This is a genomic window from Roseivirga spongicola (assembly GCF_034376045.1).
In the GTDB taxonomy this organism is placed as follows: Bacteria; Bacteroidota; Bacteroidia; order Cytophagales; family Cyclobacteriaceae; genus Roseivirga; species Roseivirga spongicola.
Genome location: NZ_CP139724.1, coordinates 3,853,577 through 3,874,384, shown reverse-complemented (window position 1 = coordinate 3,874,384; position 20,808 = coordinate 3,853,577). Strand labels below are relative to the sequence as shown.

Genomic DNA, 20,808 nt, shown 5'->3' with positions numbered 1-20,808 from the left:
ATGCAGAAGACAATTAAAGTTACCCTTCGACCAGAGGAGGCGTTCAATACCGATCTTTTACAAGAAGCCATTCTTAAGAAGTCAGGGATTAGAGAATCTGATGTCCAAGTAAGGCCTACAAAACGTTCTATCGATGCTCGTTCAAGAAATGTAAAAGTCAATATGGAAGCCTTGATTTCCATCAAGGAAGACCTGCCTCCATTAATTTCCTACAAAAGAGACTATCCTAATGTAACTCATGCTGAGCAAGTGGTGATTGTTGGGTTTGGCCCGGCAGGAATGTTTGCAGCACTTAGGTGCATAGAGTTAGGCTATAAACCGATTGTAATTGAGCGAGGTAGCGATGTGCAAAAACGTAGGAGAGACCTTGCTGCTATCAACAAAGAGCATATTGTAAACCCTGAATCTAACTACTGCTTTGGAGAAGGAGGGGCAGGGACTTATTCTGACGGAAAACTCTATACCCGATCTAAGAAACGAGGCGATATTCAGAAATCGCTAGAGATATTGGTAGCACATGGAGCCACTGAAGAAATTCTAGTAGATGCTCATCCGCATATTGGTACCAATAAACTACCTAAAGTAGTTCAGGAGATCCGTGAGTCTGTCTTAAATGCAGGAGGTGAAATCCTTTTCGATACTAAGGTGACCGATTTTCTTCTCGAAGGAGAACGAATGAAGGGTGTAGTACTACAAGATGGTAATAAGGTGGAAGGCTTAGGGGTTGTTTTGGCTACAGGTCACTCTGCTAGGGATATCTTCGAACTGCTGCACAAGAAGAATATTTACATTGAAGCCAAACCGTTCGCTTTGGGAGTAAGGGTGGAACACCCTCAGCAGCTCATTGATAAGATTCAATATAACTGTGAAGTTGATAGAGGTCCTTGGCTACCAGCTAGTTCATATGCATTAGTTCATCAAACCTATTTTGATCAAAAGCAAAGGGGAGTTTTTAGTTTCTGCATGTGCCCAGGAGGCTTTATTGTGCCCGCGGCCACTGCACCTGGTGAGATTGTGGTGAACGGTATGAGTCCGTCTAGGCGCGATTCTAAATATGCCAATTCTGGGATTGTAACGGCAATTGAATTAGAAGATCTTGAGGCTTTTGCCAAGCATGGGCCTTTAGCTGCATTGGAGTTCCAAAAGCAGATAGAGCAAAGGGCTTTTGAGGTGGCTGGTCAAACTCAGGCTGCTCCGGCACAACGGATGATTGACTTTGTGAACAACAAAGTTTCCTCTCAACTTAATGATACTTCCTACCAACCTGGGTTGGTGAGTATCTCTATGAATGACGTGCTGCCTGACCATGTTCACGAGCGATTGAGGACCGCTTTTAAGGCTTTTGGTAAAAAGGTGAAAGGCTATTACACTAATGAAGCGCAGATTGTGGGAGTGGAAAGTAGAACTTCATCGCCTGTCAGAATTCCTAGAGACAAAGAGACTTGTGAACATGTGCAGATTAAAGGATTTTATCCGTGCGGAGAAGGTGCTGGTTATGCAGGTGGAATACTTTCAGCAGCCATGGATGGGGAAAAATGCGCAGATATGTTGATTAAGGCTTACGGGAAGGTTGGTTAATAGTCAATAGTCATTAGACATTGGTTGATAGACAATAGACATTCGAACATAATTCTTGCCCCAATCCTAAAAGGTTAAGAATAAAGATTCTCGCATTTCTATTTTAAAGAGGTCTCGAATTTGTCGATATCCTGTCTTGAAGCCTCGAGAAGTGAACGAGGGTGGATTATTCTTCAAGCTTCAAGCTTCGTGCTTCCGACTTCTAGCTGTATTTACTGCATCATTTTAACAGCTTCTTTAAGGTTGTCTACAAAAGCCTTTTGTTCTTCTGTTAAGGCTAGTGCTTTGGCTTTATTTAATGATTCATTAGCCTGTTTGTAGTTGGCCTGTAGACCTTTGATGTACCCGAATAAGGCATGAGTTTCAAACCTCTTTTCGTCTATATCTATGGCCTGTGAAAGGAGTGTTTCAGAAAAAGAGATAAGCTCTTCAAAGTCGTAGTTTTCAATAATCTCTACGGTGGTTGAGATAATGAAATCAGGCTTTTCATCGGTAGAAAGGTGGTTATTCATAAAGCTGTTAACCGTCAGCTTATAATTGTCTAACTCTTCTCTTTGTAAGTAGTAAATCGATTCTGTAATGTATTGAGCCATTGGTAGTTCGTCTTCTGGGACAAACTGAGGGAGAACTTCTTGAGTCAACCTGCTCATTAGGTTTTTATCTCCATATTTTATGGCCAATATGAGGTTATCGTTATATACTCCGCTCAAATAATCGTTAAACTCACTTTGTCCATGAGTTTTAATCATTTTCTGCTTGTTGGCAGTAATGTACTTGTAGTGTTGAGAGTCTAGACCGTTCTCAAACCGAGTTAGAAACCAGATGTTTTCAACATCCAGATAATCCTCCTCAGTAAAGTTAATGGCATAGGCAGTAGCCACCATTTCAGCTTTTTCTGGGTTGGTTCTTTCCAGTATGCCAATAAATTCTAGGTAAGACTCTCTTTCTAAAGTGCCATTGGTGTAAGACTCTTCTAGCAAAGGCAATACGGCCCAATCATTCAGTGTTTGTTCGCCATAAGCCTGTAGAGTTTTGGCTGGCACAAAGCCTTCAATTCTATCGAAAATTTTTGCTTCTGGTGTAAGAAACAGAAGTGTTGGGTAGCTGTCTATTCCATAAAAATCGGCCAGTTGCATTCCAAAGTCCGATTCTGCATCGAACTTAACGTTGATAAAGTACTCTTCAAAGTAGCCAATAACATCTTTGTCCGTATAAACTTCCTTATCAAGTTTATGGCAATAGCCACACCAGTCGGTATATGCGTCAATAAAAAGCAATTGTCCATTTGCCGAAGCTTCTTTTAAAACTTCGTCCCACTGCTTTTGATTAGTAACCTCTGTAAATTTGAGGCTTTCAATCTCATTGGCGCTTAACCATGAGCCTATTAAAAGCAGAAAAATAGAAAATTGAACTTTCATTGAATTTATAGCTGTTTCAAACATTAACGATTGCAAAGTTAGTTATTGTTATACAATCGGCAGTGTTCTTAAGTTTCATTGGTGTTAATATTGGTTAATGGGAAAGACGGTAATAATTGGCAGTACGCCAAAGCCTTATAAGTATGCGCAACAAGCGGCTCAAATGTTGAATGAACGTGATCATGAGTTCATTCCTATGGGGATTACAGAGGGGCAAGTGCAAGGTAAGAGTATCTTAAATATTTATGATAAACCACAAATTGAAGGGGTTGAAACCATCACATTATACATCAACTCCAAACGACAGTCAGAGTGGTATGACTACCTACTTTCTTTGAGTCCTAAGCGCATTATTTTTAATCCTGGTACTGAAAATCAGGAACTTAAAAAACTTGCTGAAGCTCAGGGTATAGAATGTCTCGAAGCCTGTACATTAGTTATGCTTTCAGTAGGCGTTTACTAGCATTTTTTTGCTTATATTCGTGCTTTGTTTTGGGGCACATTTCACCCATCTTTTTTCAATCTATCTGTTTTGAATAATGTGCCCTCTAAATATTGTTAGAGATATATATGAGCGAGGAAAAACCAAACGCAAACAAGGACTATTCAGCGGGTAATATTACAGTTTTAGAAGGTTTAGAGGCAGTAAGAAAACGCCCTGCTATGTACATTGGTGATGTCGGAATTAAAGGGCTTCACCACATGATTTGGGAGGTTGTAGATAACTCAATAGATGAAGCACTTGCTGGCCATTGCGACCATATTAAAGTGACTATTGAAGAAGATAACTCCATTCTTGTAGAGGATAACGGTAGAGGTATTCCAACGGATATTCACCCTAAGGAGAAAAAATCTGCGCTTGAGGTGGTTATGACTGTTCTTCACGCTGGTGGTAAGTTCGACAAAGACACTTATAAAGTTTCTGGTGGTCTGCACGGTGTGGGGGTTTCTTGTGTGAATGCACTTTCTCACAAATTGGTGGCTACAGTTCACAGAAAAGGAACAGTATATCAGCAAGAGTATTCTAGAGGTATTCCTCAATACGATGTTAAAGAAATTGGCAAGACAGATGTGAACGGAACTATTGTTCACTTCTATCCAGACCCAGAAATATTCACCGTTACAGAGTATAAATACGACACGGTAGCCTCTCGTCTAAGAGAGCTTTCTTACTTGAACGCGGGTATTAAGATTGATCTTACAGATAAAAGAGATAAGGATGATGATGGAAACTACCTAGGAGAAACATTCTTCTCCGAAGGTGGGCTTCAAGAATTCGTTCAGTACTTAGATGAATCTAGAGAAACATTAATCGAAGAACCTATTTATATTGAAGGTGAGAAGAATGAGGTTCCTGTTCAAGTAGCCATGAGCTACAATACTTCTTATGCCGAGCATGTGGTTAGCTATGTGAACAACATTAATACCATTGAAGGGGGAACTCACGTTTCTGGTTTCAGAAGAGCGCTTACAAGAACTTTGAAGGCTTATGCCGACCGTTCAGGTCTATTAGATAAGGTGAAGGTTGAAATCAGTGGTGATGACTTTAGAGAAGGACTTACCGCTGTTATATCAGTAAAAGTAGCTGAACCACAATTCGAAGGTCAGACCAAGACTAAACTTGGTAACTCAGATGTTACAGGTGCTGTAGAATCGGCAGTAGGTGATGTTTTGAGTACTTATTTAGAGGAGCATCCAAAAAGTGCCAGACAGATTGTTGCTAAGGTAGTGCTAGCTGCTCAAGCGCGTCACGCAGCCAGAAAGGCGCGTGAAATGGTGCAACGTAAGAACGTAATGAGTGGCTCGGGTTTGCCGGGTAAACTGGCCGATTGTGCTTCAAAAGATGCTACCATTAGTGAGCTTTACCTAGTGGAGGGTGACTCTGCAGGTGGATCGGCAAAGCAAGGAAGGGACAGACACTTCCAAGCGATTCTTCCTTTAAGAGGTAAAATTCTGAACGTAGAGAAAGCGCAAGAGCACAAAATCTACGATAACGAGGAAATTAAGAATATGATCACAGCCCTTGGGGTTTCTTTCGGAACGGAAGAAGACGAAAAGGCGCTGAATATGGAGAAGTTGCGTTACCATAAAATCGTAATCATGACCGATGCCGATATTGATGGTAGCCACATTAGAACTTTGATTCTGACCTTCTTCTTCAGATACATGAAGCCATTGATCGATGCTGGTTATTTGTACATCGCGCTTCCTCCATTATACTTATTGAAGAGAGGTAAGGAGTTGCGCTATTGCTGGGATGAGCAACAACGTGCTCAATTTACAATGGAAATGGCCAAAGATGGTAAGGAAGATTCAGTTGCTGTACAGCGATACAAAGGTCTTGGTGAAATGAACCCTGAGCAGCTTTGGGAAACTACAATGAACCCTGAGTCTAGAAGCTTAAAACAGGTAACTATTGAATCTGCTGCTGAAGCAGATCATTTATTCTCTATGTTGATGGGCGATGAAGTTGCTCCAAGACGCGAGTTCATTGAGAAGAATGCCAAGTATGCTAAAGTAGATATTTAATACTATCTAACTATAAACAGAAAAGCCACTCTCAGGAAACTGGAAGTGGCTTTTTCATTTCAACTGGTCAGACCAGTAACTTTAGTCTTAACCTAGATCTTCAGGATAATTGAGGTTTTTGAATACTTCAGAATCAGTTGAATCTAACAAGTGATGTGGGAGTCTGGTGATGCACTTCTGAAGTGAAAGCTCCCTCTCGTCTAAGAGTTCGTTCAGGAGACTGGTAGCTTCCGATTTCCATAAAGATGGAAAAGGCTCAATTCGCCCATTGCGTTGAAAGCAACGCACCAGTTCATGGTTTCCGAAGGCATCAACAAGCTTCAAAAGCAGATTTTTAGTGAGTTGAGGCATATCGACAGGAATGATCAATAAGTCTTTCCCAAGGGACTTTAATCCGGTAAGAATTCCTCCTAGGGGGCCAATTGCTTCAAACTGGTCAATAACAGATGGATAGTTTTCAATCAAATCCTTTTGGTTAGGATTGACAGAAAGATGAAAGTCGATATTTAACGATGTGAATAACTCAATGGAATGGGTGAGAAGTGGCTTGCCCTGAAGCAGAACGCTTGTTTTATCTTGTCCCATTCTAGTGCTCTTTCCTCCACAGAGTATCAAGCCATGAACACTCTTCATTCTGCTTTTTCAATCTTTATCCTAACCATTTTTGATGCAGGCGTCATGCTTTTTCTAGCGAACGAGTCTATCGGTACTAAAGCATTTGCCTCAGGGAAATAGGTGGCAACATTGGTTCTCGGGATTGGGTAAGGCAACACTATAAACTGGTTGGCTCTTCTTTCAATTCCGTTGAAATGACTTGTCAGATTAACCACATCACCTTTCTTGAAGCCTTTGTCTCGCATGTCCTCTTCATTCATCATTACAACCCTGCGTTCGTTGTAAATGCCACGATATCTATCGTTCAATCCGTAAATGGTTGTATTGTACTGGTCATGACTTCTGATGGTCATCATTACAAACTCATCTTCTGCCAACTCATGTTTTGGAAGGTCAATTACAGTAAATTCGGCCTTTCCAGAAGTGGTGTTAAACTTACCTTCTCTAGCGCCATTCGGCAGATAAAATCCACCGGGCTTTCTTACTTTCTCATTGTATTGTTCGAAGCCTGGAATCACTTTTTCAATGGCTGCGCGAATGTTGTCATAGTTAGATGCTAAACCTTCCCAGTCAATTTTAGAGTTTTTCAAGGTGGCCTTAGCTAACTCGGCTACAATCCTTACTTCACTCAGTAGGTGTTTAGAAGGAGGTGATAATACCCCTTGAGAACTTTGAATCACACCCATTGAATTTTCGCAACTCACAAACTGCTCTTGGCCATTCTGAATATCCTTGTCTGTTCTACCTAAACAAGGAAGAATAAGGGCTTTCTTTCCGTGAACTACATGAGATCTGTTCAACTTGGTGCTTACATGAACCGTCAAGTTACAATTCTGGAGAGCCTTTGCAGTGAAGTCAGTGTCTGGAGTGGCTGAAAGAAAGTTTCCGCCCATGGCGAAAAACACTTTGGCCTTTCCTTCATGCATGGCGTTAATCGCAGGAACAACTGCCAAACCGTGTGCTCTTGGCGATTTGATTCCGTGAACTTCATCTAGTTTATCGAGGAAAGAGTCTTTTGGAGCTTCCCAAATGCCCATAGTACGATCGCCTTGTACGTTGCTATGTCCTCTAACAGGACAGGTGCCGGCACCAGGTTTACCGATGGCTCCTTTCATCAGTAGAAGATTAACGACCTCCTTGATATTATCAACCCCATTTTCATGTTGAGTCAGCCCCATAGCCCAACAAACGATGATTTTCTCTTTTCGAGCAATCATCTTGGCAGCAGCTCTAACATCTTTTGCCTCCAGTCCACATTGCCTGAGACATGCCATGTAATCAATCTGGCTGATTGCTTTTATAAAGTCTTCATAACCATTGGTGTGTTTTTCAATGAAGTCGTAGTCAATTAAATCTCCACCTTGATCGATGTCCATCTTATGCAACTCGTACATCAACGCCTTCAAAAAAGCTACATCGCCATTAATCTTGATAGGTAAGAATAGGTCGGTGATCTTGATACCATTAGTAAGCATGCGCTTTGGACTCTGCGGATCGGTATATTTTATGAGTCCTGCTTCTGGCAATGGATTTACTGAGATTACCTTGCCGCCATTCACCTTACATTTCTCGATAGCGGAAAGCATTCTGGGGTGGTTTGTACCAGGGTTTTGGCCCATGATAATAAGTACTTCAGCCTCATGAATATCTTGAAGCGTAACCGACCCTTTGCCAATTCCTACAGTTTCGGAAAGTGCGACTCCGCTCGATTCGTGGCACATATTGGAGCAATCTGGCAGGTTATTGGTGCCGTATGCACGGACAAAGAGCTGGTATAAATAGGCTGCTTCATTAGAAGTTCTACCTGAAGTGTAAAAGAGTGCTTCATCTGGAGAGTTCAACTGGTTTAGCTCTTTAGCAATGAGTTGAAAAGCCTCTGTCCAGCTAATTGGTTTATAATGGTTAGAGTCTTTATCTAGAAACATAGGCTCAGTAAGCCGACCTGTTTTGCCCATTTCAAAATCTGAAAGCTCTGAAATTTCCTGAACCGAATATTTAGAGAAAAACTCACTGGTCAGTGCTTTCTTCTGAGCTTCTTCTGCAATAGCCTTAATACCATTTTCGCAGTATTCTCCAATGCTTGAGCGGTCATCGTCCGGATCTGGCCAAGCACAGCCTGGGCAGTCGAACCCACCTTTTTGGTTAATCTTAAGGCTCAGGTTAATAGCATCTGTAGGCTTCATGTATTTGGCCATTTGCCCCATGGCAGAAGCTATTGCCGCCTTGCCAACAGATGACTCTTTTGGGCCATCGAATTTAAGACCGGTGAATTTTTCGGGTGGTTGAACCTTAATTTCTTTATTGGACTCGCTCATATCTGCTGTATAAGTTAAATCTATCTTTTTTAAGAAACCCAATGAGGGTAATGGCCTGTTCTTGTGCTAAGTCTATAGCTAAACTAGAAGGTGCACCAACGCAGGCAACTATTGGTATTCCTGTCATACTGGCTTTTTGCAGAAGTTCAAAACTACCTCTTCCACTTAAGAGTAGTATGTTGTTACGGAGTGGTAATTGGCCTTTTGTAAAGGCTTCACCTATCAACTTATCTAAGGCATTATGCCTGCCTACATCTTCTTGGTAGGAAATTAAAGCGCCTTCGTTAGTAAACAAAGCTGCGGCATGAATTCCTCCTGTCTGATTAAATGTGGTCTGGTATTGTTGAAGGCTTGAAGGTAATTCATAGAGTACCTCTTTTTTTACTGTAAGGTCGAAGTTATCGATATCGAAAGTGCTTACTGTATGAATAGCATCTATAGATGCTTTGCCACAAACACCACAGCTAGAGGTGGTGTAGAAGTTTCTATCAATTTGCCCAACTTCAATTTGTGCACTGTCTTTTAGGGTAATTAGAATTTCATTTTCTACAAACTCACTTAGGCTAACCACGTCATTGAAATCTGCCAGAATTCCTTCGGTGAACAAAAAGCCTAGAGCTAAATCAGAGTCGTTTCCAGGTGTGCGCATGGTTATGGAGACCTTGGTGGTTGTGATTTCGCTTTCCTTTTTCATTGAAATCTCCAAAGGTTCTTCAATAGCAATTGAGTCTTCTACCACTTCGGTAAATGAGCCTACTCGTTTTATTTTTCTTGTCTGAATCACAATTGCTCAGGGTTAGGGTAGAGGTGATCTTCATTTTCATGATCACGCGGATGCAGGCACTGAAAGTCTTTTTCTATCAAAACCAGTAATCCATTAGAGAAGCGATATTCAAAACCTACCTGATCATTTTCTGCCCAGCCAGAGGCTTCAGCAATAGGGAGACTTATTGATATATTCGTTCCTAAAATTTCAGCATGCCAATCTGTTTCTGGCTTCAATTCATAAGAAAAGAGTCCGTTTAAAAGCTTACAAGTTGCATGTACTCTTTCGCCTAAAGACACTGCCTTAACCTCTTCTGGGGTTAACCTTAGTCTGATGCTATTTCCGTTTATTCTTAATTTCATGTAGATAAATACCATAGGCTCAAGAGGGTGGCGGTGCCAAAACTCAAGAGCGTTCCGATTAAAACGTATTCTGTTTTTAAATTGTCTGTGTCTTTGTATCTCAATATAGATTTAGCAGCTATTAAAAAGCCCACGGCCTCTAAAAGTCCTGCTAAACTCAAAGTTATAATGAGCACTCTTTCTAGGTTTCCTATGAGTTTTCCTGCATTGGGTAGGTCTTTTGCCTCTGGGGTTTTAATGCTGTAAGCCCTAAGTACTTCTCTTATTAGGATGTTGGTTGGCTTGAGCGCAATTAAATATATAAGCACTAGGTGAATGGCTTTGGGGTTGAATACGAAAACAGGGTCTAGAACCTCGTTTCTAGTAAACCAGTCAACTGCAATGGCAATAATGATGATGTGCAGAAGCTGATCGATAAAAAAGGCATAAGCCCCTATAGGCTTTAGTGTTGTTATTGGCCTTTTGGCTAGGTCAATAAAAAAATGGGTAAAGGCTATGATGGCCGATATGTAGACAAAGTTAACTTGAAATGACAATGCCCACGATAGTGCAAAAGTAATGATGATGTGCCAGTAGAGGTATTTACTTTTAACACCCTTCTCGAACTTCTCTTTGGTTGATTTTCCTGTCTGAAAATAGAAGTCAGTCAGTATATGGGCTATGAGTTGAAGTAAAAAGAGTTGTCCAAAGGCCATATCATTCAGTTATGGTGTATTGAAAATAGTTGACGGCCGACTCTATAGCATTGTATCCTAAAGCCGTAGAGTGTTGATTAACAACTGGTTGGCTGATGCTAAGGTCGGAGGCTATTTGTTCTTCAGATTTACCTAAGAGCTTCAGGTAGGCTATTTGACACTGACGGCTTGTGGCTTTGTTAATAGTAAGGTCTAATAGCATCAGCAATGGCTCAAAGCCTCGGTTCAACTTGTCATCATTAGAAAGAAATTGGAGGGTGTTTTTTACCACAATTCGTTGTTTGCTGTGGGTTGAGTTCTCAGTGATCCATCTGCCAGAGAGGTAGATGGCTTCTCCATCAATTATGCCTTCTTGGGCATCAAATCGGCTTAATTCGCCATATCCTATAGCCAATCTGATACCGTAGGTTTTAAAGGCTTTGAATCTATTTTTTTCTTTTTCTGATAAGACTTTTTCTATTGGTAACGATTTAATGAAACACTTAATGGCTAGTGCAATCTTTAAGGTTTCTCCAGCATTAGGTACAACGCACTCAACGTAATCACCTTTGATAATTCTACTGAAAACATCGTAATCCGCCTTCAATTGTGATAGGAATTCTTGGAGTTGGCTTTCCAGAATTCCCTTTTCCTTAGAGTCAATACTAGAAGAGGCTATAATATCACCAGAAATAACAGTATACTTCATAAACTCAAATATAGGTAAATAAGACTATATTTAATATTTATAGGTAAAATAAGCTATAAATGGTAATTATAGCCTCTTCTGACTTTAAGAGAGACCAGATATTACTCCATCGTCATCAATGCTCATGCCTTCAGAGGCCGGAACGGCTGGCAAACCAGGCATACGCATCATTTGACCAAGAATAGGGATAATGAATCCGGCTCCAGCTGCAAACTCAAACTCACGAACACTAACTTCAAAGCCCTCGGGTCTGCCATGTAAACTTTCGTTGTCGCTAAGAGATTTCTGAGTTTTTGCCATACAAATCGGCATTTGGTCGAACCCAAGTTTCTCCATTCGCTTCATTTGAAGTGTAGCTTTTTTAGAGAAGTCTACAGAATCTGCCCCATAAATTTCTTTAGCAATGGTCTCGATTTTCTCTTGAATCGGCTTCTTCCAGTCGTAAAGCGGTTTAAACTCATTGTCGTCAGCGTTTGCGGCATCTACAACAGCCTCGGCTAAGTTAGTCATTCCAGCGCCACCTTCGGCCCAACCATTCGCCACCACAGCTTTTACTTTGTAGTCTTGGCACTTCTCCTGAATTAGCTGAATCTCTTCTTGGGTATCGGAAGGGAAGGCATTAATGGCTACTACTGGACTAATTCCAAACTTTTGAATGTTTTCGATATGTTTAGAAAGGTTCGCAAAACCCTTTTCTACTCTTTCAACAGAAGGTGTATTGTATTCTTCAGATTTAGCTCCACCATGATGGCGTAATGCTCTAATAGTAGCTACAATTACAACTGCCTTCGGTTTTAAACCAGCTGAAACACATTTGATATTCAGAAATTTTTCGGCACCTAAATCTGCACCAAAGCCAGCTTCTGTTACTACATAATCTGCTAAAGAAAGCCCCATTTTAGTGGCAATAACTGTATTGGTACCTTGAGCAATATTAGCAAATGGCCCACCATGAATAATGGCTGGGTTTCCTTCTAAGGTTTGTACCATGTTAGGCTTAATGGCGTCTTTCAGGAGAATAGCCATCGCATTTTCTGCCTTCAAGTCTTTGGCAAAAACTGGTTGTTTATCGAAAGTATAGCCAATGAAAATGTTACCTAAACGTTCTTTAAGGTCAGTAAAACTCTCGGCCATACAAAGAATAGCCATTACCTCTGAAGCAGGAGTAATGTTAAAACCATCTTCTCTTGGAACACCGTTGGCTGTACCGCCCAAACCTATTGTAATCTGGCGCAGAGAGCGATCGTTCATATCCATTACGCGCTTCCAAACAATAGTTCTAGGGTCAATATTCAGGTTATTGGTTTTACTCTGAATATTGTTGTCAATTAATGCTGAAAGTAAATTATTGGCCTTTTCAATAGCCGAAAAGTCTCCTGTAAAATGGAGGTTTATATCTTCCATTGGAATAACCTGAGAATAGCCACCACCAGCAGCGCCACCTTTAATTCCGAAAACAGGGCCCAAAGAAGGCTCTCGTAATACTGCTACCGTTTTCTTTCCAATCTTATTCATGCCTTCAGTAAGACCAATAGATGTAGTGGTTTTACCTTCACCAGCAGGTGTTGGGGTCATGGCAGAAACCAAAATAAGATTGCTTTCCTTTATTTTTTCTTCATTCAATAGCGAAAGCGGAAGCTTAGCTTTGTACTTACCGTAATGCTCTAAATGATCTTCGTTTAGGTTGAGTTTGGCTGCAATGGTGTTGATGTGTCTGATTTCTGCAGCCTGTGCGATTTCAATATCGCTCAAATGTTTTTTCTCCATAAGTTAGTCATTGGTAATTGGTGCAAGACCAATTCTATTTTCCATTATAGTTGAGACAATTTACCAATGAAGGTGGACTAATGACTAACTAACCAAGGTTTTTTCTTTCCACTTGCCTCTTTTAAACCAAATAACAGTGAGAATACATGGAATTACGTAGCTAACAGGAAAAGACCACCATACCCCAAACTCTTGAAAACTCTCCATTTCTGATGTAATCCATGCAAAGGGGAACTGGATGAGCCAAATGCCAATAATGGCTAAAAGCATAGAGTCCACTGTGTTGCCTGAGCCTCTTAAAGTACCAACTAAGGCCAATTGTGCTCCCATAAAACCGAATGCAAGCGAAGTGATTTTAAGGAAATCAACACCCATTTGAACAACATCGTCTGATGACTCTAAAAATGTTCTCACTAGCGGTTCGGCAGAAAAGAAAAAGATTACACCAATAATTGAAAGTATTGAAAAGCCTATCCAAGCGGCATAAGTAGCTCCCTTTTCTGCTCTTTCTACCTGCTTGGCACCCATGTTTTGCCCTACAAAAGTAGAGGAGGCATGCAGTAGGCCTAAGCCAAATATTACTACAAAGCTTATGAGCCTAGAGCCTACGCCATAGGCAGCTAAAACAGATGTTCCAAACTTGGCGGCAATACCCGTCATAATGGTGAGCCCGAGTGCTCTGGCCGAAATTTCTATGGAAGAAGGTGCGCCAAGCTTAAAGGCATTTTTTAGTAATGGTATATCGAATTTAAAGTTCTTGGTAGAGAGTTTAATGTCCGTTTTACCTCTCCAGAGTATGTATATGCCAGTGAAAGCTGATAAGCTTACCGTTACCAATGTTGAAACTGCTGCCCCTGTAACACCATAAGCCGGAATAGGCCCCCATCCATAAATAAACAGTGGGTCTAGGGCGAAATTGATTGTAAGAGTTGCTGCATTGATGTATAGAGGAATTCTTACTTCGCCAATACCCCTCATGAGCGATTGAAACATGATGAAGCCAAAATTGAAGACTAAGCCAGCAAAAATGGTTCGTTGAAATATGTTGGCATCTTCAAAGATCACTTCTTCTACACCAAGTAGCTTCAATATAGAAGGAGAGAGGTTCCAGGCTATGGTAGACAAAATGATGGAGATAATGAGCACCATGGTAAGCGTTTGTGTGGCCACATGGCTTACCATTTTTAAGTTTTTGGCACCAGCATATTGCGCTACCAAAATAGTGCCTGCAAATGCGAAGCCCGAGCTCAAAGAGATGAGCAAGAAGTTGACAGGAAAACTGACAGACACCGCAGCAACGGCATTGGCACCTAACTGACCTACCCAAAAGGCATCAACTAATTGATATCCAGTTTGTAATAAGTTAGCTGCAATAATGGGAAGGGCTAATGAGATTAACCCCTTCAAAATAGAGCCTTGAGTTAAATCTAACCGTTTTCTCTTCATGAGTTGACAAAGCTATTCTTTACAAGGTATTTGAGGGGAAATAGTTTCATCTTTTTGCTTTTTGGGATAACTGGTCTGCCGACTGGCTGATGATTTAACAAAATAAAAGACGTGAATGGCCATATCTTATCAAATTCATTTTAGCTTTGATGTGGCCTTGTAACAAATTGTGAATCAGTTACTAAATTGGTTTACTCAATACTTTCAACCTTAACTATGAAATTTTCAGCCTTCTTTACACTCCTTTGTTTTTTTATTTCTGGTAGTATTCAAGCTCAACAAGTTTGGGAGAATGATGGAGTAAGCATTACTCAGCTAGACACGCTAGAAGAAGGTTACGAAGCGTTGAGGGGCGATTTCATCATTGAAAATACGAGTATTTATGAGGTGATGAATCTTATTCTTAATGTAGATGGATATGATTGGGTGGAAGGGGAGAGTACTTCCAAAATGCATGTTGTAAGTGAGGCCGACTCTTCTTTTACCTTCGATTTTTTCGTGAATATACCTTGGCTCTTTGTCAAGAAAACGGGGCGTGTTAAAGTAGATGTTCAATTTGAAGATGGTATGCTTTTCACTAAGTCTACACAAATCAAAGACTATGATAGAGATGAGGATTACGATTTGGTAGATTTCTATTCTGCCCAATGGAAGCTTAAGCAAATAGATAAACAGCATGTAAAGGTTACTTATTTAGGCGTTTATCAAGATGTAAAGTCTGTCGTGAACATTAACAGAATGATCATTAAGCGTATTCGGAAAAGGTTGAATGGCACATTTCAAAACTTGAGAGAAATAGCTTCTAATAAGCAAAGACCTGCTAATGCGCTAGTTTGGCCAGAAAACTCTGCCAGAGGTGTATTGGTAAAAGGAAATGAATAAGTTTTAACAAAAAGAGACTGTCTTAAAAGATACTATTTCCTCATTCCCAGCTCGACTGGGAATCCTTACTGGGTCGGGAATGACAGTTATCTTTCGAGACAGCCTCTAATGAGTTATCTATCCGTATATTTTTTAGTTACTTAAATGCAGGAATTCCAGTAATCTCAGCACCCAGAATAAGTAGGTGAATATCGTGAGTTCCTTCATAAGTGACTACAGACTCTAAGTTGGCCATATGGCGCATCATCGGGTATTCGCCTGTAATTCCCATTCCGCCATGCATTTGTCTGGCTTCTCTAGCAATATTCAAAGCAGTTTCCACCGCATTGCGTTTAGCCATGGAGATTTGAGCAGTTGTCGCTTTACCTTCATTAAAAAGTTCTCCCAATCTGAAGTTTAGCAACTGAGCCTTGGTGATTTCGGTAAGCATTTCGGCCAACTTTTTCTGTTGTAGCTGGAATGATGCGATTGGCTTGCCAAATTGCTCTCTTTCTAATGTATATCTTTTGGCAGATTCATAGCAGTCCATAGCAGCACCAATGGCTCCCCATGCAATACCATAACGAGCAGAATCGAGACACATCATTGGTGCGCCCAAACCACTTTTTCCAGGAAGTAGATTTTCCTTTGGTACTTTTACATTATCGAAAACCAATTCACCCGTTGCACTCGCTCTTAATGACCATTTGCCATGAGTTTCTGGAGTTGAGAAGCCTTCCATGCCTCTTTCTACAATGAGGCCATGTATTCTGCCTTCTTCATTTTTTGCCCAAACCACAGCAATATCTGCATGAGGAGAGTTAGAGATCCACATTTTGGCACCGTTCAATAGATAGTGGTCGCCCATGTCTTTGAAGTTGGTAGTCATGCCAGAAGGATTAGAGCCGTGATCTGGCTCTGTAAGCCCAAAACAACCTAACATTTCGCCAGAGGCTAGTTTTGGTAAGTATTTTTGGCGTTGCTCTTCAGAACCGAATTTATAAATAGGGTACATTACCAGCGAGCCTTGCACAGAAGCTGTTGAGCGCATGCCAGAATCTCCACGCTCAATTTCTTGCATAATTAAACCATAGGCAATGTAGTCCATACCACCACAACCATACTTTTCTGGTAGCTGAGGACCGAATGCACCTATTTCACCAAACTTCTTTACTATTTCATAGGGGAAGTAGGCATTTTCTGCCCAGCTTTCTATGTAAGGAGATATTTCTCTCTTCACGAAATCTCTCACCGCAGAACGTACCATCTTGTGTTCTTCGGTCAGCATATCATCCATCATGTAGAAATCAGGATGTTCAAACAGATCGGATTTAGAAGATTTTTGAATTTTAGAAGCTTTATTTGAGTCCATAGGTAATTTGGTTTCTGTATGATTTGTGGTCAAATTTGCACCCACTTTTTAACCTATGCAAACGTATGAGTGAATCAGATATCGACCAAAAGATACTAGATAGAATTAAGAAGCTTTCTGAAAAGTACGAAGCCATGGGGCAAGATATGACTTCATACTTAGACGGTTTGTTGCATGCCGATTACCTCAAATACTGGGATTATATTAATCTAGACTCTTTAATGGGGCTTCAGCAACCAAAAACGAGCTTTCCCGATGAGATGGTCTTTATTTGCTATCACCAGATTACAGAGCTCTATTTTAAGCTTTGCCTGTGGGAGATGCGCCAGATTCACGAGCATAATCATCCAGATGTTGAGTTCTTTGTAGCGCGGCTTAAGCGAATCAACAACTACTTTGAGCATCTGTGTCATTCATTTGTGATTATGACAGATGGTATGGAGAAAGAGCAATTTCTTCAATTTAGAATGTCTTTGTTGCCTTCTTCGGGCTTTCAGTCGGGGCAATATAGAATGATAGAAATTGGCTCTACAGATTTGATTAATCTAGTAAACTTAGACAAGCGAGAGAGCTTTGATGATTATTCTTCTCTAGACCAGTTGTACGAAGCCATTTACTGGAAAACTGGTGCTACAGAGTTAAAGTCTGGTAAAAAGACTTTGACTTTAGAACAGTTTGAAGAAAAATACTCAAGAGAATTTTTACAGCTAGCCGAAGATACTCGAACCACCAATTTTAATCAGCTGTATTTAAAGCATTATAAGGGAGTTGAGGGTGAAGAACTGGTAGTGGAGCAGTTAAAAAAGTTTGACTTATTGGCCAATGTAGACTGGCCGTTGGCCCATTACAGATCGGCTGTTAGATATTTGCAGAAAGACCCTGTAGATATTGCGGCAACAGGAGGTACTAACTGGCAAAAGTATCTTCCGCCCAGATTCCAGAAGGTGATTTTCTTTCCAGATCTATGGTCAGAGCAGGAGATGTCAGAGTGGGGGAAACACTGGGTACTCAATCAACTGAATGGTAAATAGACAATGGTCATTGGTCAATAGCAAAAGTCTATTGACCAATGATCATTATCAAATGATTAATCTTCGATTACAACAATCTTCTCGATTTTATCGCCTTGACGGATATCGTCAACCACATCAACACCTTCAACTACTTTACCAAAGCAAGTATGGTTTCTGTCTAAGTGAGCAGTGTTTTCACGGCTGTGGCAAATAAAGAACTGAGAACCACCTGTGTTTCTTCCGGCATGAGCCATAGAAAGTACACCTCTATCGTGGTATTGGTTGTCTCCGTCTAATTCACAGTCGATAGAGTAACCTGGGCCACCGTTACCGATGCCATTTGGGCAACCTGCTTGCACTACGAAATTAGGAATGACCCTGTGGAATGTTAGGCCATCGTAGAATCCTTTTTTAGAAAGGTCAACAAAGTTTTTCACTGTGTTTGGAGCATCTTTCTCATAAAACTCCACTTTCATCAGACCTTTCTCAGTATGTATTTCTGCTGTCATTCGTTATTTGTTTTATTTAGGGCAAAAGTAACCAACCCATCTTATGTTTAGGCTATCCGATCGCACTAAAATCAAATTGATGAACCTTTATCCGCCATTTTTGGGAGCGGGTATTCGAGTAAATCACATTTCTCCCGACTTTAAGAAGGCTGTGGTGACTATGAAACTTAGGTGGTGGAATAGAAATTTGGTGGGAGTTCACTTTGGAGGTTCGCTCATGTCCATGTCCGATGCTTTCTATATGTTATTGATTTTACAGAATATAGGGAAGGGATATATTGTTTGGGACAAGGCCTCAACCATTCGCTTTAAGAAACCCGGGAAAGGCAAAGTAAGCTGCGTTTTTGAGATTAATGATACGATTGTTGAGCAGCTTAGAGCAGAGGCTGATGCTCATGGGAAAACGGAAGTCATTCTCCCTTTAGAAATCACCGATGAAGCAGGCGATGTGGTCTGCGAGTTAGATAAGACTATTTATGTGAGGAAGAAGTAGGTTTTTTGGTTCTTAGTGCCGTGTGCCTAGTATTTTGTATACTAGTCTTAGTGTCTCACTAAGGATTTTCTGTTTGTATAATTGGTCTCTAGAGACCTAAGGTCATGGGGAGGAAAGGGAAGACTTAATGGTCTAGGGAGTTCAATTCCTTGACGAACATCTGTTTTATACTTTTATTCAAGTCTCTCATATTTTTAAATTTCCTCACATTAATTTGACTAAGAATAATCTGCTTAAAAGGTTCATCTAAAAGAGACTCATTAGATTTGTTGAATTTGCGCACAATGCTATTTAATCTAAACTCAACATATTTTCTTTTGTCTTCGGTTTTTAGAATTGAAAAATAGCCTTTGTAATCGAATCTTGACCTTAATTCAGGGGAAATTACTTTCTTAAAGTTCTCCTTTGAAGTATTTGATGTGAATATAATTATGAAGCCATTTAGGTCGATTTCATGAGCTAATGAGCTAACCATTTTTCCGTTTTCTAGAACATCTAGAAAATAATTAAAGAGAGTTGAGTTTGATTTTTCAAATTCATCTATCAGAATTACCCCTGTATCAGAATCAGCCACCCTGATAAAAATTTCTCCATCTTCACTACCTATATATCCTCTAGGGCTTCCTATAAGGGAGTTTAATGAGTTGTCACTACTGTAATTGCCGAAATTGACTTTAGCCATTTTAGCTTCACCTCCTAAGGCTTTATGAATTGCTCTTGCAACCTCGGTTTTACCAACACCTGAATCACCCATTAAGAACAGTGATAAAATTATGTGTTCACCTAGCTTATTGAAGACTCTAAAGTTTTGTATTAAATCTTTAAAATCATCTTTGAATTTTTGATGACCATATAAAGACTGATCAACTTTAGTAAAAAACGAATCCAGACCATCTTGATCTATGTCAATTACCTTTTTGTGCTTTTTTGTGGAAAGTTGTTTAACTCGATCGGAGTCACTATTCTCTTCTATATACTCTTCAAAGACTGTGAATTTTTCAAAGCAGAATCTTAACTCTTCCTCAAAAAAACCTTGATGTTTAATGTTTGCAACGAATGTGAAGGAGTTATCTAAAAGACTAATAATTCTCTCGGTATGATATTGATTTACATTTGTTAATGCTGAAATGTCTATAACATATTCATGACCAATGCATTCAGCAATTAATGACTCATTTTGAATAAAATCAGAGATACTTACTATCTCCTTCTCTTGTTCTGAATAATAGACCTTAAGCTCCTTGTATTTTGATAGATTATAAAGAAGAACCTCTTTTTTACTTTTCATCCTTTTTTTGAGTATTTATTAATTGGATGATGGATAGGATGTCGATGTAATGATACTCACTATTGTCCTGTAAACCGCTTTCAAATGGGGTGAAGGAATTTTGATTATGGATTTCTTCATATTGACTATTTTGTATGTCTTCATCTTCATTTTGCGGGTTGATGATGTTTTGCATATTGCCTATTTCCTGAAAAAACTCGAGGGAATTTTTAAGTTGACTTAGTTTGATTTTCCCTTTGTATAGCCCGACCAACGACACTCTTCCAATAAATAGGTCATCAACACTGTATGAACTTTCAAATTCATTTTCAAAGGTCATAGGTATCTTAATTAGAATATTTTTCTCAAGGCCCGATTTTGTTCCTTTAAGCTTGTATGCATAATCCTTGAACATAGAATTGAATAGGTTATTAATATCAAAGTCCTTGGCTCCCGGGACTGTCATTCCTTTAAATGCGTCACTTGTAAATAATTTGACTACTCTCAATTCTGGTTCGTTTTCTAATGAAAGTGACACATTGTCTATTCTTATTAGATTGCCTTCCTCTATATCACTAAATGATGTAATGGTCTTTGTGTTTTCTAGGACGTCATTTAGAATCACAGATTTAGTAGTTTTTACTTCAAAGGTTTCAAGAACCTTTTGAGTTGAACTCCCTGAAATTCTTCCCTTTCCTTCTGCTTCAGTATTAAATAGTTTAAATAATTTAGTTCCTATATCAATCTTGGCACTAAGCTCTGCTTCACCCTCAATACCCTTGTCTTTCTCTAATTCTTTGTTCAGTAAAATGATATTTCCGAGCATCATTTTGATCTCATACACTTTAGGAAAATTTATATAGTAAATATTGAATATCATTTTAAGTGGTTTCGATTAAGATTTTAAGATAATACTTTAAGGCAGTTTTAAGTTTCTTGAGGCCAAGAAAACTTAAGTAATGCTGATGTTTATGTGATTTTGAAATGAATTCTATGATAATATTCAATAGTTATTCAATGAAGACTATTTGCTAACAAAACAGTCCACGGTTTAAACCACAGGCTGTTTAACTACCGATGGAGTAAGGTAAAGCTGAGAGGGAGATTCCCGCCT

At 39.8% G+C, this 20,808-nt stretch carries 19 protein-coding genes; 6 read left to right on the top strand and 13 right to left on the bottom strand.

All coding sequences use genetic code 11. The features are described from left to right. A complete protein-coding gene (locus T7867_RS17115) occupies nucleotides 1–1,578 on the top strand; it encodes an NAD(P)/FAD-dependent oxidoreductase (RefSeq protein ID WP_068221667.1) in 1,578 nt (525 codons plus the stop codon). Between the two features lie 212 nt (nucleotides 1,579–1,790). On the opposite strand, the gene T7867_RS17110 is transcribed toward T7867_RS17115, so the two are convergent. Continuing rightward, nucleotides 1,791–2,996 carry a thioredoxin family protein gene (locus T7867_RS17110; RefSeq protein ID WP_157717643.1) on the bottom strand — a complete coding sequence of 402 codons (1,206 nt, stop codon included), beginning with the start codon at nucleotides 2,994–2,996 and terminating at the stop codon, nucleotides 1,791–1,793. A 97-nt stretch (nucleotides 2,997–3,093) separates the two neighbouring features. On the opposite strand from T7867_RS17110, the gene T7867_RS17105 reads away from it, so the two are divergent. Both T7867_RS17105 and gyrB read left to right on the top strand, forming a co-directional pair. Further along, nucleotides 3,094–3,459 (top strand): CoA-binding protein, encoded by a 366-nt coding sequence (locus T7867_RS17105; RefSeq protein WP_068221671.1) that lies wholly within the window; start codon nucleotides 3,094–3,096, stop codon nucleotides 3,457–3,459. Between the two features lie 107 nt (nucleotides 3,460–3,566). After that, complete coding sequence (gyrB, locus tag T7867_RS17100) at nucleotides 3,567–5,525, top strand: DNA topoisomerase (ATP-hydrolyzing) subunit B (RefSeq protein ID WP_068221673.1); 1,959 nt, start codon at nucleotides 3,567–3,569, stop codon at nucleotides 5,523–5,525. An 87-nt stretch (nucleotides 5,526–5,612) separates the two neighbouring features. On the opposite strand, the gene mobA is transcribed toward gyrB, so the two are convergent. From mobA to T7867_RS17060, 8 genes are all read right to left on the bottom strand, one after another. Further along, a complete protein-coding gene (gene mobA, locus T7867_RS17095) occupies nucleotides 5,613–6,158 on the bottom strand; it encodes a molybdenum cofactor guanylyltransferase (RefSeq protein ID WP_322299596.1) in 546 nt (181 codons plus the stop codon). After that, a complete protein-coding gene (locus T7867_RS17090) occupies nucleotides 6,155–8,455 on the bottom strand; it encodes an FdhF/YdeP family oxidoreductase (protein WP_322299595.1) in 2,301 nt (766 codons plus the stop codon). Before T7867_RS17090 ends, mobA begins: the two co-directional genes overlap by 4 nt. Then, entirely contained in the window at nucleotides 8,439–9,239 is an 801-nt protein-coding gene (fdhD, locus tag T7867_RS17085) for a formate dehydrogenase accessory sulfurtransferase FdhD (RefSeq protein ID WP_322299594.1), read from the bottom strand. Before fdhD ends, T7867_RS17090 begins: the two co-directional genes overlap by 17 nt. Beyond that, entirely contained in the window at nucleotides 9,236–9,583 is a 348-nt protein-coding gene (locus T7867_RS17080) for a DUF7009 family protein (protein ID WP_322299593.1), read from the bottom strand. The genes fdhD and T7867_RS17080 overlap by 4 nt, the downstream gene beginning before the upstream one ends. Further along, nucleotides 9,580–10,278, bottom strand: a complete 699-nt coding sequence (locus T7867_RS17075; RefSeq protein WP_322299592.1) for a DUF3307 domain-containing protein — start codon at nucleotides 10,276–10,278, stop codon at nucleotides 9,580–9,582. Before T7867_RS17075 ends, T7867_RS17080 begins: the two co-directional genes overlap by 4 nt. A gap of 1 nt (nucleotide 10,279) precedes the next feature. Then, entirely contained in the window at nucleotides 10,280–10,966 is a 687-nt protein-coding gene (locus tag T7867_RS17070; protein WP_322299591.1) for a helix-turn-helix transcriptional regulator, read from the bottom strand. Between the two features lie 84 nt (nucleotides 10,967–11,050). Beyond that, nucleotides 11,051–12,733: a formate--tetrahydrofolate ligase gene (locus tag T7867_RS17065; RefSeq protein ID WP_068221687.1), complete on the bottom strand. Its 1,683-nt coding sequence runs from the start codon at nucleotides 12,731–12,733 to the stop codon at nucleotides 11,051–11,053. 84 nt (nucleotides 12,734–12,817) lie between these two features. Beyond that, nucleotides 12,818–14,179: an MATE family efflux transporter gene (locus tag T7867_RS17060; RefSeq protein ID WP_322299590.1), complete on the bottom strand. Its 1,362-nt coding sequence runs from the start codon at nucleotides 14,177–14,179 to the stop codon at nucleotides 12,818–12,820. Between the two features lie 216 nt (nucleotides 14,180–14,395). Here T7867_RS17060 and T7867_RS17055 point away from each other — a divergent pair, with 216 nt between their 5' ends. After that, nucleotides 14,396–15,061: an SRPBCC family protein gene (locus tag T7867_RS17055; protein ID WP_322299589.1), complete on the top strand. Its 666-nt coding sequence runs from the start codon at nucleotides 14,396–14,398 to the stop codon at nucleotides 15,059–15,061. A gap of 136 nt (nucleotides 15,062–15,197) precedes the next feature. Here the strand turns inward: T7867_RS17055 and T7867_RS17050 are convergent, their stop codons facing one another. Beyond that, entirely contained in the window at nucleotides 15,198–16,412 is a 1,215-nt protein-coding gene (locus T7867_RS17050; protein WP_068221693.1) for an acyl-CoA dehydrogenase family protein, read from the bottom strand. Nucleotides 16,413–16,477: 65 nt separating this feature from the next. On the opposite strand from T7867_RS17050, the gene T7867_RS17045 reads away from it, so the two are divergent. After that, nucleotides 16,478–17,443: a tryptophan 2,3-dioxygenase family protein gene (locus tag T7867_RS17045; protein WP_273277490.1), complete on the top strand. Its 966-nt coding sequence runs from the start codon at nucleotides 16,478–16,480 to the stop codon at nucleotides 17,441–17,443. Nucleotides 17,444–17,499: 56 nt separating this feature from the next. On the opposite strand, the gene T7867_RS17040 is transcribed toward T7867_RS17045, so the two are convergent. Then, nucleotides 17,500–17,934 carry a peptidylprolyl isomerase gene (locus tag T7867_RS17040; RefSeq protein WP_068221696.1) on the bottom strand — a complete coding sequence of 145 codons (435 nt, stop codon included), beginning with the start codon at nucleotides 17,932–17,934 and terminating at the stop codon, nucleotides 17,500–17,502. 79 nt (nucleotides 17,935–18,013) lie between these two features. On the opposite strand from T7867_RS17040, the gene T7867_RS17035 reads away from it, so the two are divergent. After that, nucleotides 18,014–18,427, top strand: a complete 414-nt coding sequence (locus T7867_RS17035; protein ID WP_322299588.1) for a DUF4442 domain-containing protein — start codon at nucleotides 18,014–18,016, stop codon at nucleotides 18,425–18,427. A 124-nt stretch (nucleotides 18,428–18,551) separates the two neighbouring features. Here the strand turns inward: T7867_RS17035 and T7867_RS17030 are convergent, their stop codons facing one another. Together T7867_RS17030 and T7867_RS17025 are read right to left on the bottom strand one after the other, a co-directional pair. Further along, nucleotides 18,552–19,715 carry an AAA family ATPase gene (locus T7867_RS17030; RefSeq protein WP_322299587.1) on the bottom strand — a complete coding sequence of 388 codons (1,164 nt, stop codon included), beginning with the start codon at nucleotides 19,713–19,715 and terminating at the stop codon, nucleotides 18,552–18,554. After that, nucleotides 19,705–20,574 carry a hypothetical protein gene (locus T7867_RS17025; RefSeq protein ID WP_322299586.1) on the bottom strand — a complete coding sequence of 290 codons (870 nt, stop codon included), beginning with the start codon at nucleotides 20,572–20,574 and terminating at the stop codon, nucleotides 19,705–19,707. Before T7867_RS17025 ends, T7867_RS17030 begins: the two co-directional genes overlap by 11 nt. Nucleotides 20,575–20,808: the final 234 nt, after the last annotated feature.

Excerpts from the sequence above, each read along its gene's own strand:
- T7867_RS17115 (WP_068221667.1), top strand. The coding sequence starts at position 1 with ATGCAGAAGACAATTAAAGTTACCCTTCGACCAGAGGAGGCGTTCAAT.
- T7867_RS17110 (WP_157717643.1), bottom strand. The coding sequence starts at position 2,996 with ATGAAAGTTCAATTTTCTATTTTTCTGCTTTTAATAGGCTCATGGTTA.
- T7867_RS17105 (WP_068221671.1), top strand. The coding sequence starts at position 3,094 with ATGGGAAAGACGGTAATAATTGGCAGTACGCCAAAGCCTTATAAGTAT.
- gyrB (WP_068221673.1), top strand. The coding sequence starts at position 3,567 with ATGAGCGAGGAAAAACCAAACGCAAACAAGGACTATTCAGCGGGTAAT.
- mobA (WP_322299596.1), bottom strand. The coding sequence starts at position 6,158 with ATGAAGAGTGTTCATGGCTTGATACTCTGTGGAGGAAAGAGCACTAGA.
- T7867_RS17090 (WP_322299595.1), bottom strand. The coding sequence starts at position 8,455 with ATGAGCGAGTCCAATAAAGAAATTAAGGTTCAACCACCCGAAAAATTC.
- T7867_RS17080 (WP_322299593.1), bottom strand. The coding sequence starts at position 9,583 with ATGAAATTAAGAATAAACGGAAATAGCATCAGACTAAGGTTAACCCCA.
- T7867_RS17075 (WP_322299592.1), bottom strand. The coding sequence starts at position 10,278 with ATGGCCTTTGGACAACTCTTTTTACTTCAACTCATAGCCCATATACTG.
- T7867_RS17070 (WP_322299591.1), bottom strand. The coding sequence starts at position 10,966 with ATGAAGTATACTGTTATTTCTGGTGATATTATAGCCTCTTCTAGTATT.
- T7867_RS17065 (WP_068221687.1), bottom strand. The coding sequence starts at position 12,733 with ATGGAGAAAAAACATTTGAGCGATATTGAAATCGCACAGGCTGCAGAA.
- T7867_RS17060 (WP_322299590.1), bottom strand. The coding sequence starts at position 14,179 with ATGAAGAGAAAACGGTTAGATTTAACTCAAGGCTCTATTTTGAAGGGG.
- T7867_RS17055 (WP_322299589.1), top strand. The coding sequence starts at position 14,396 with ATGAAATTTTCAGCCTTCTTTACACTCCTTTGTTTTTTTATTTCTGGT.
- T7867_RS17050 (WP_068221693.1), bottom strand. The coding sequence starts at position 16,412 with ATGGACTCAAATAAAGCTTCTAAAATTCAAAAATCTTCTAAATCCGAT.
- T7867_RS17045 (WP_273277490.1), top strand. The coding sequence starts at position 16,478 with ATGAGTGAATCAGATATCGACCAAAAGATACTAGATAGAATTAAGAAG.
- T7867_RS17040 (WP_068221696.1), bottom strand. The coding sequence starts at position 17,934 with ATGACAGCAGAAATACATACTGAGAAAGGTCTGATGAAAGTGGAGTTT.
- T7867_RS17035 (WP_322299588.1), top strand. The coding sequence starts at position 18,014 with ATGAACCTTTATCCGCCATTTTTGGGAGCGGGTATTCGAGTAAATCAC.
- T7867_RS17030 (WP_322299587.1), bottom strand. The coding sequence starts at position 19,715 with ATGAAAAGTAAAAAAGAGGTTCTTCTTTATAATCTATCAAAATACAAG.
- T7867_RS17025 (WP_322299586.1), bottom strand. The coding sequence starts at position 20,574 with ATGATATTCAATATTTACTATATAAATTTTCCTAAAGTGTATGAGATC.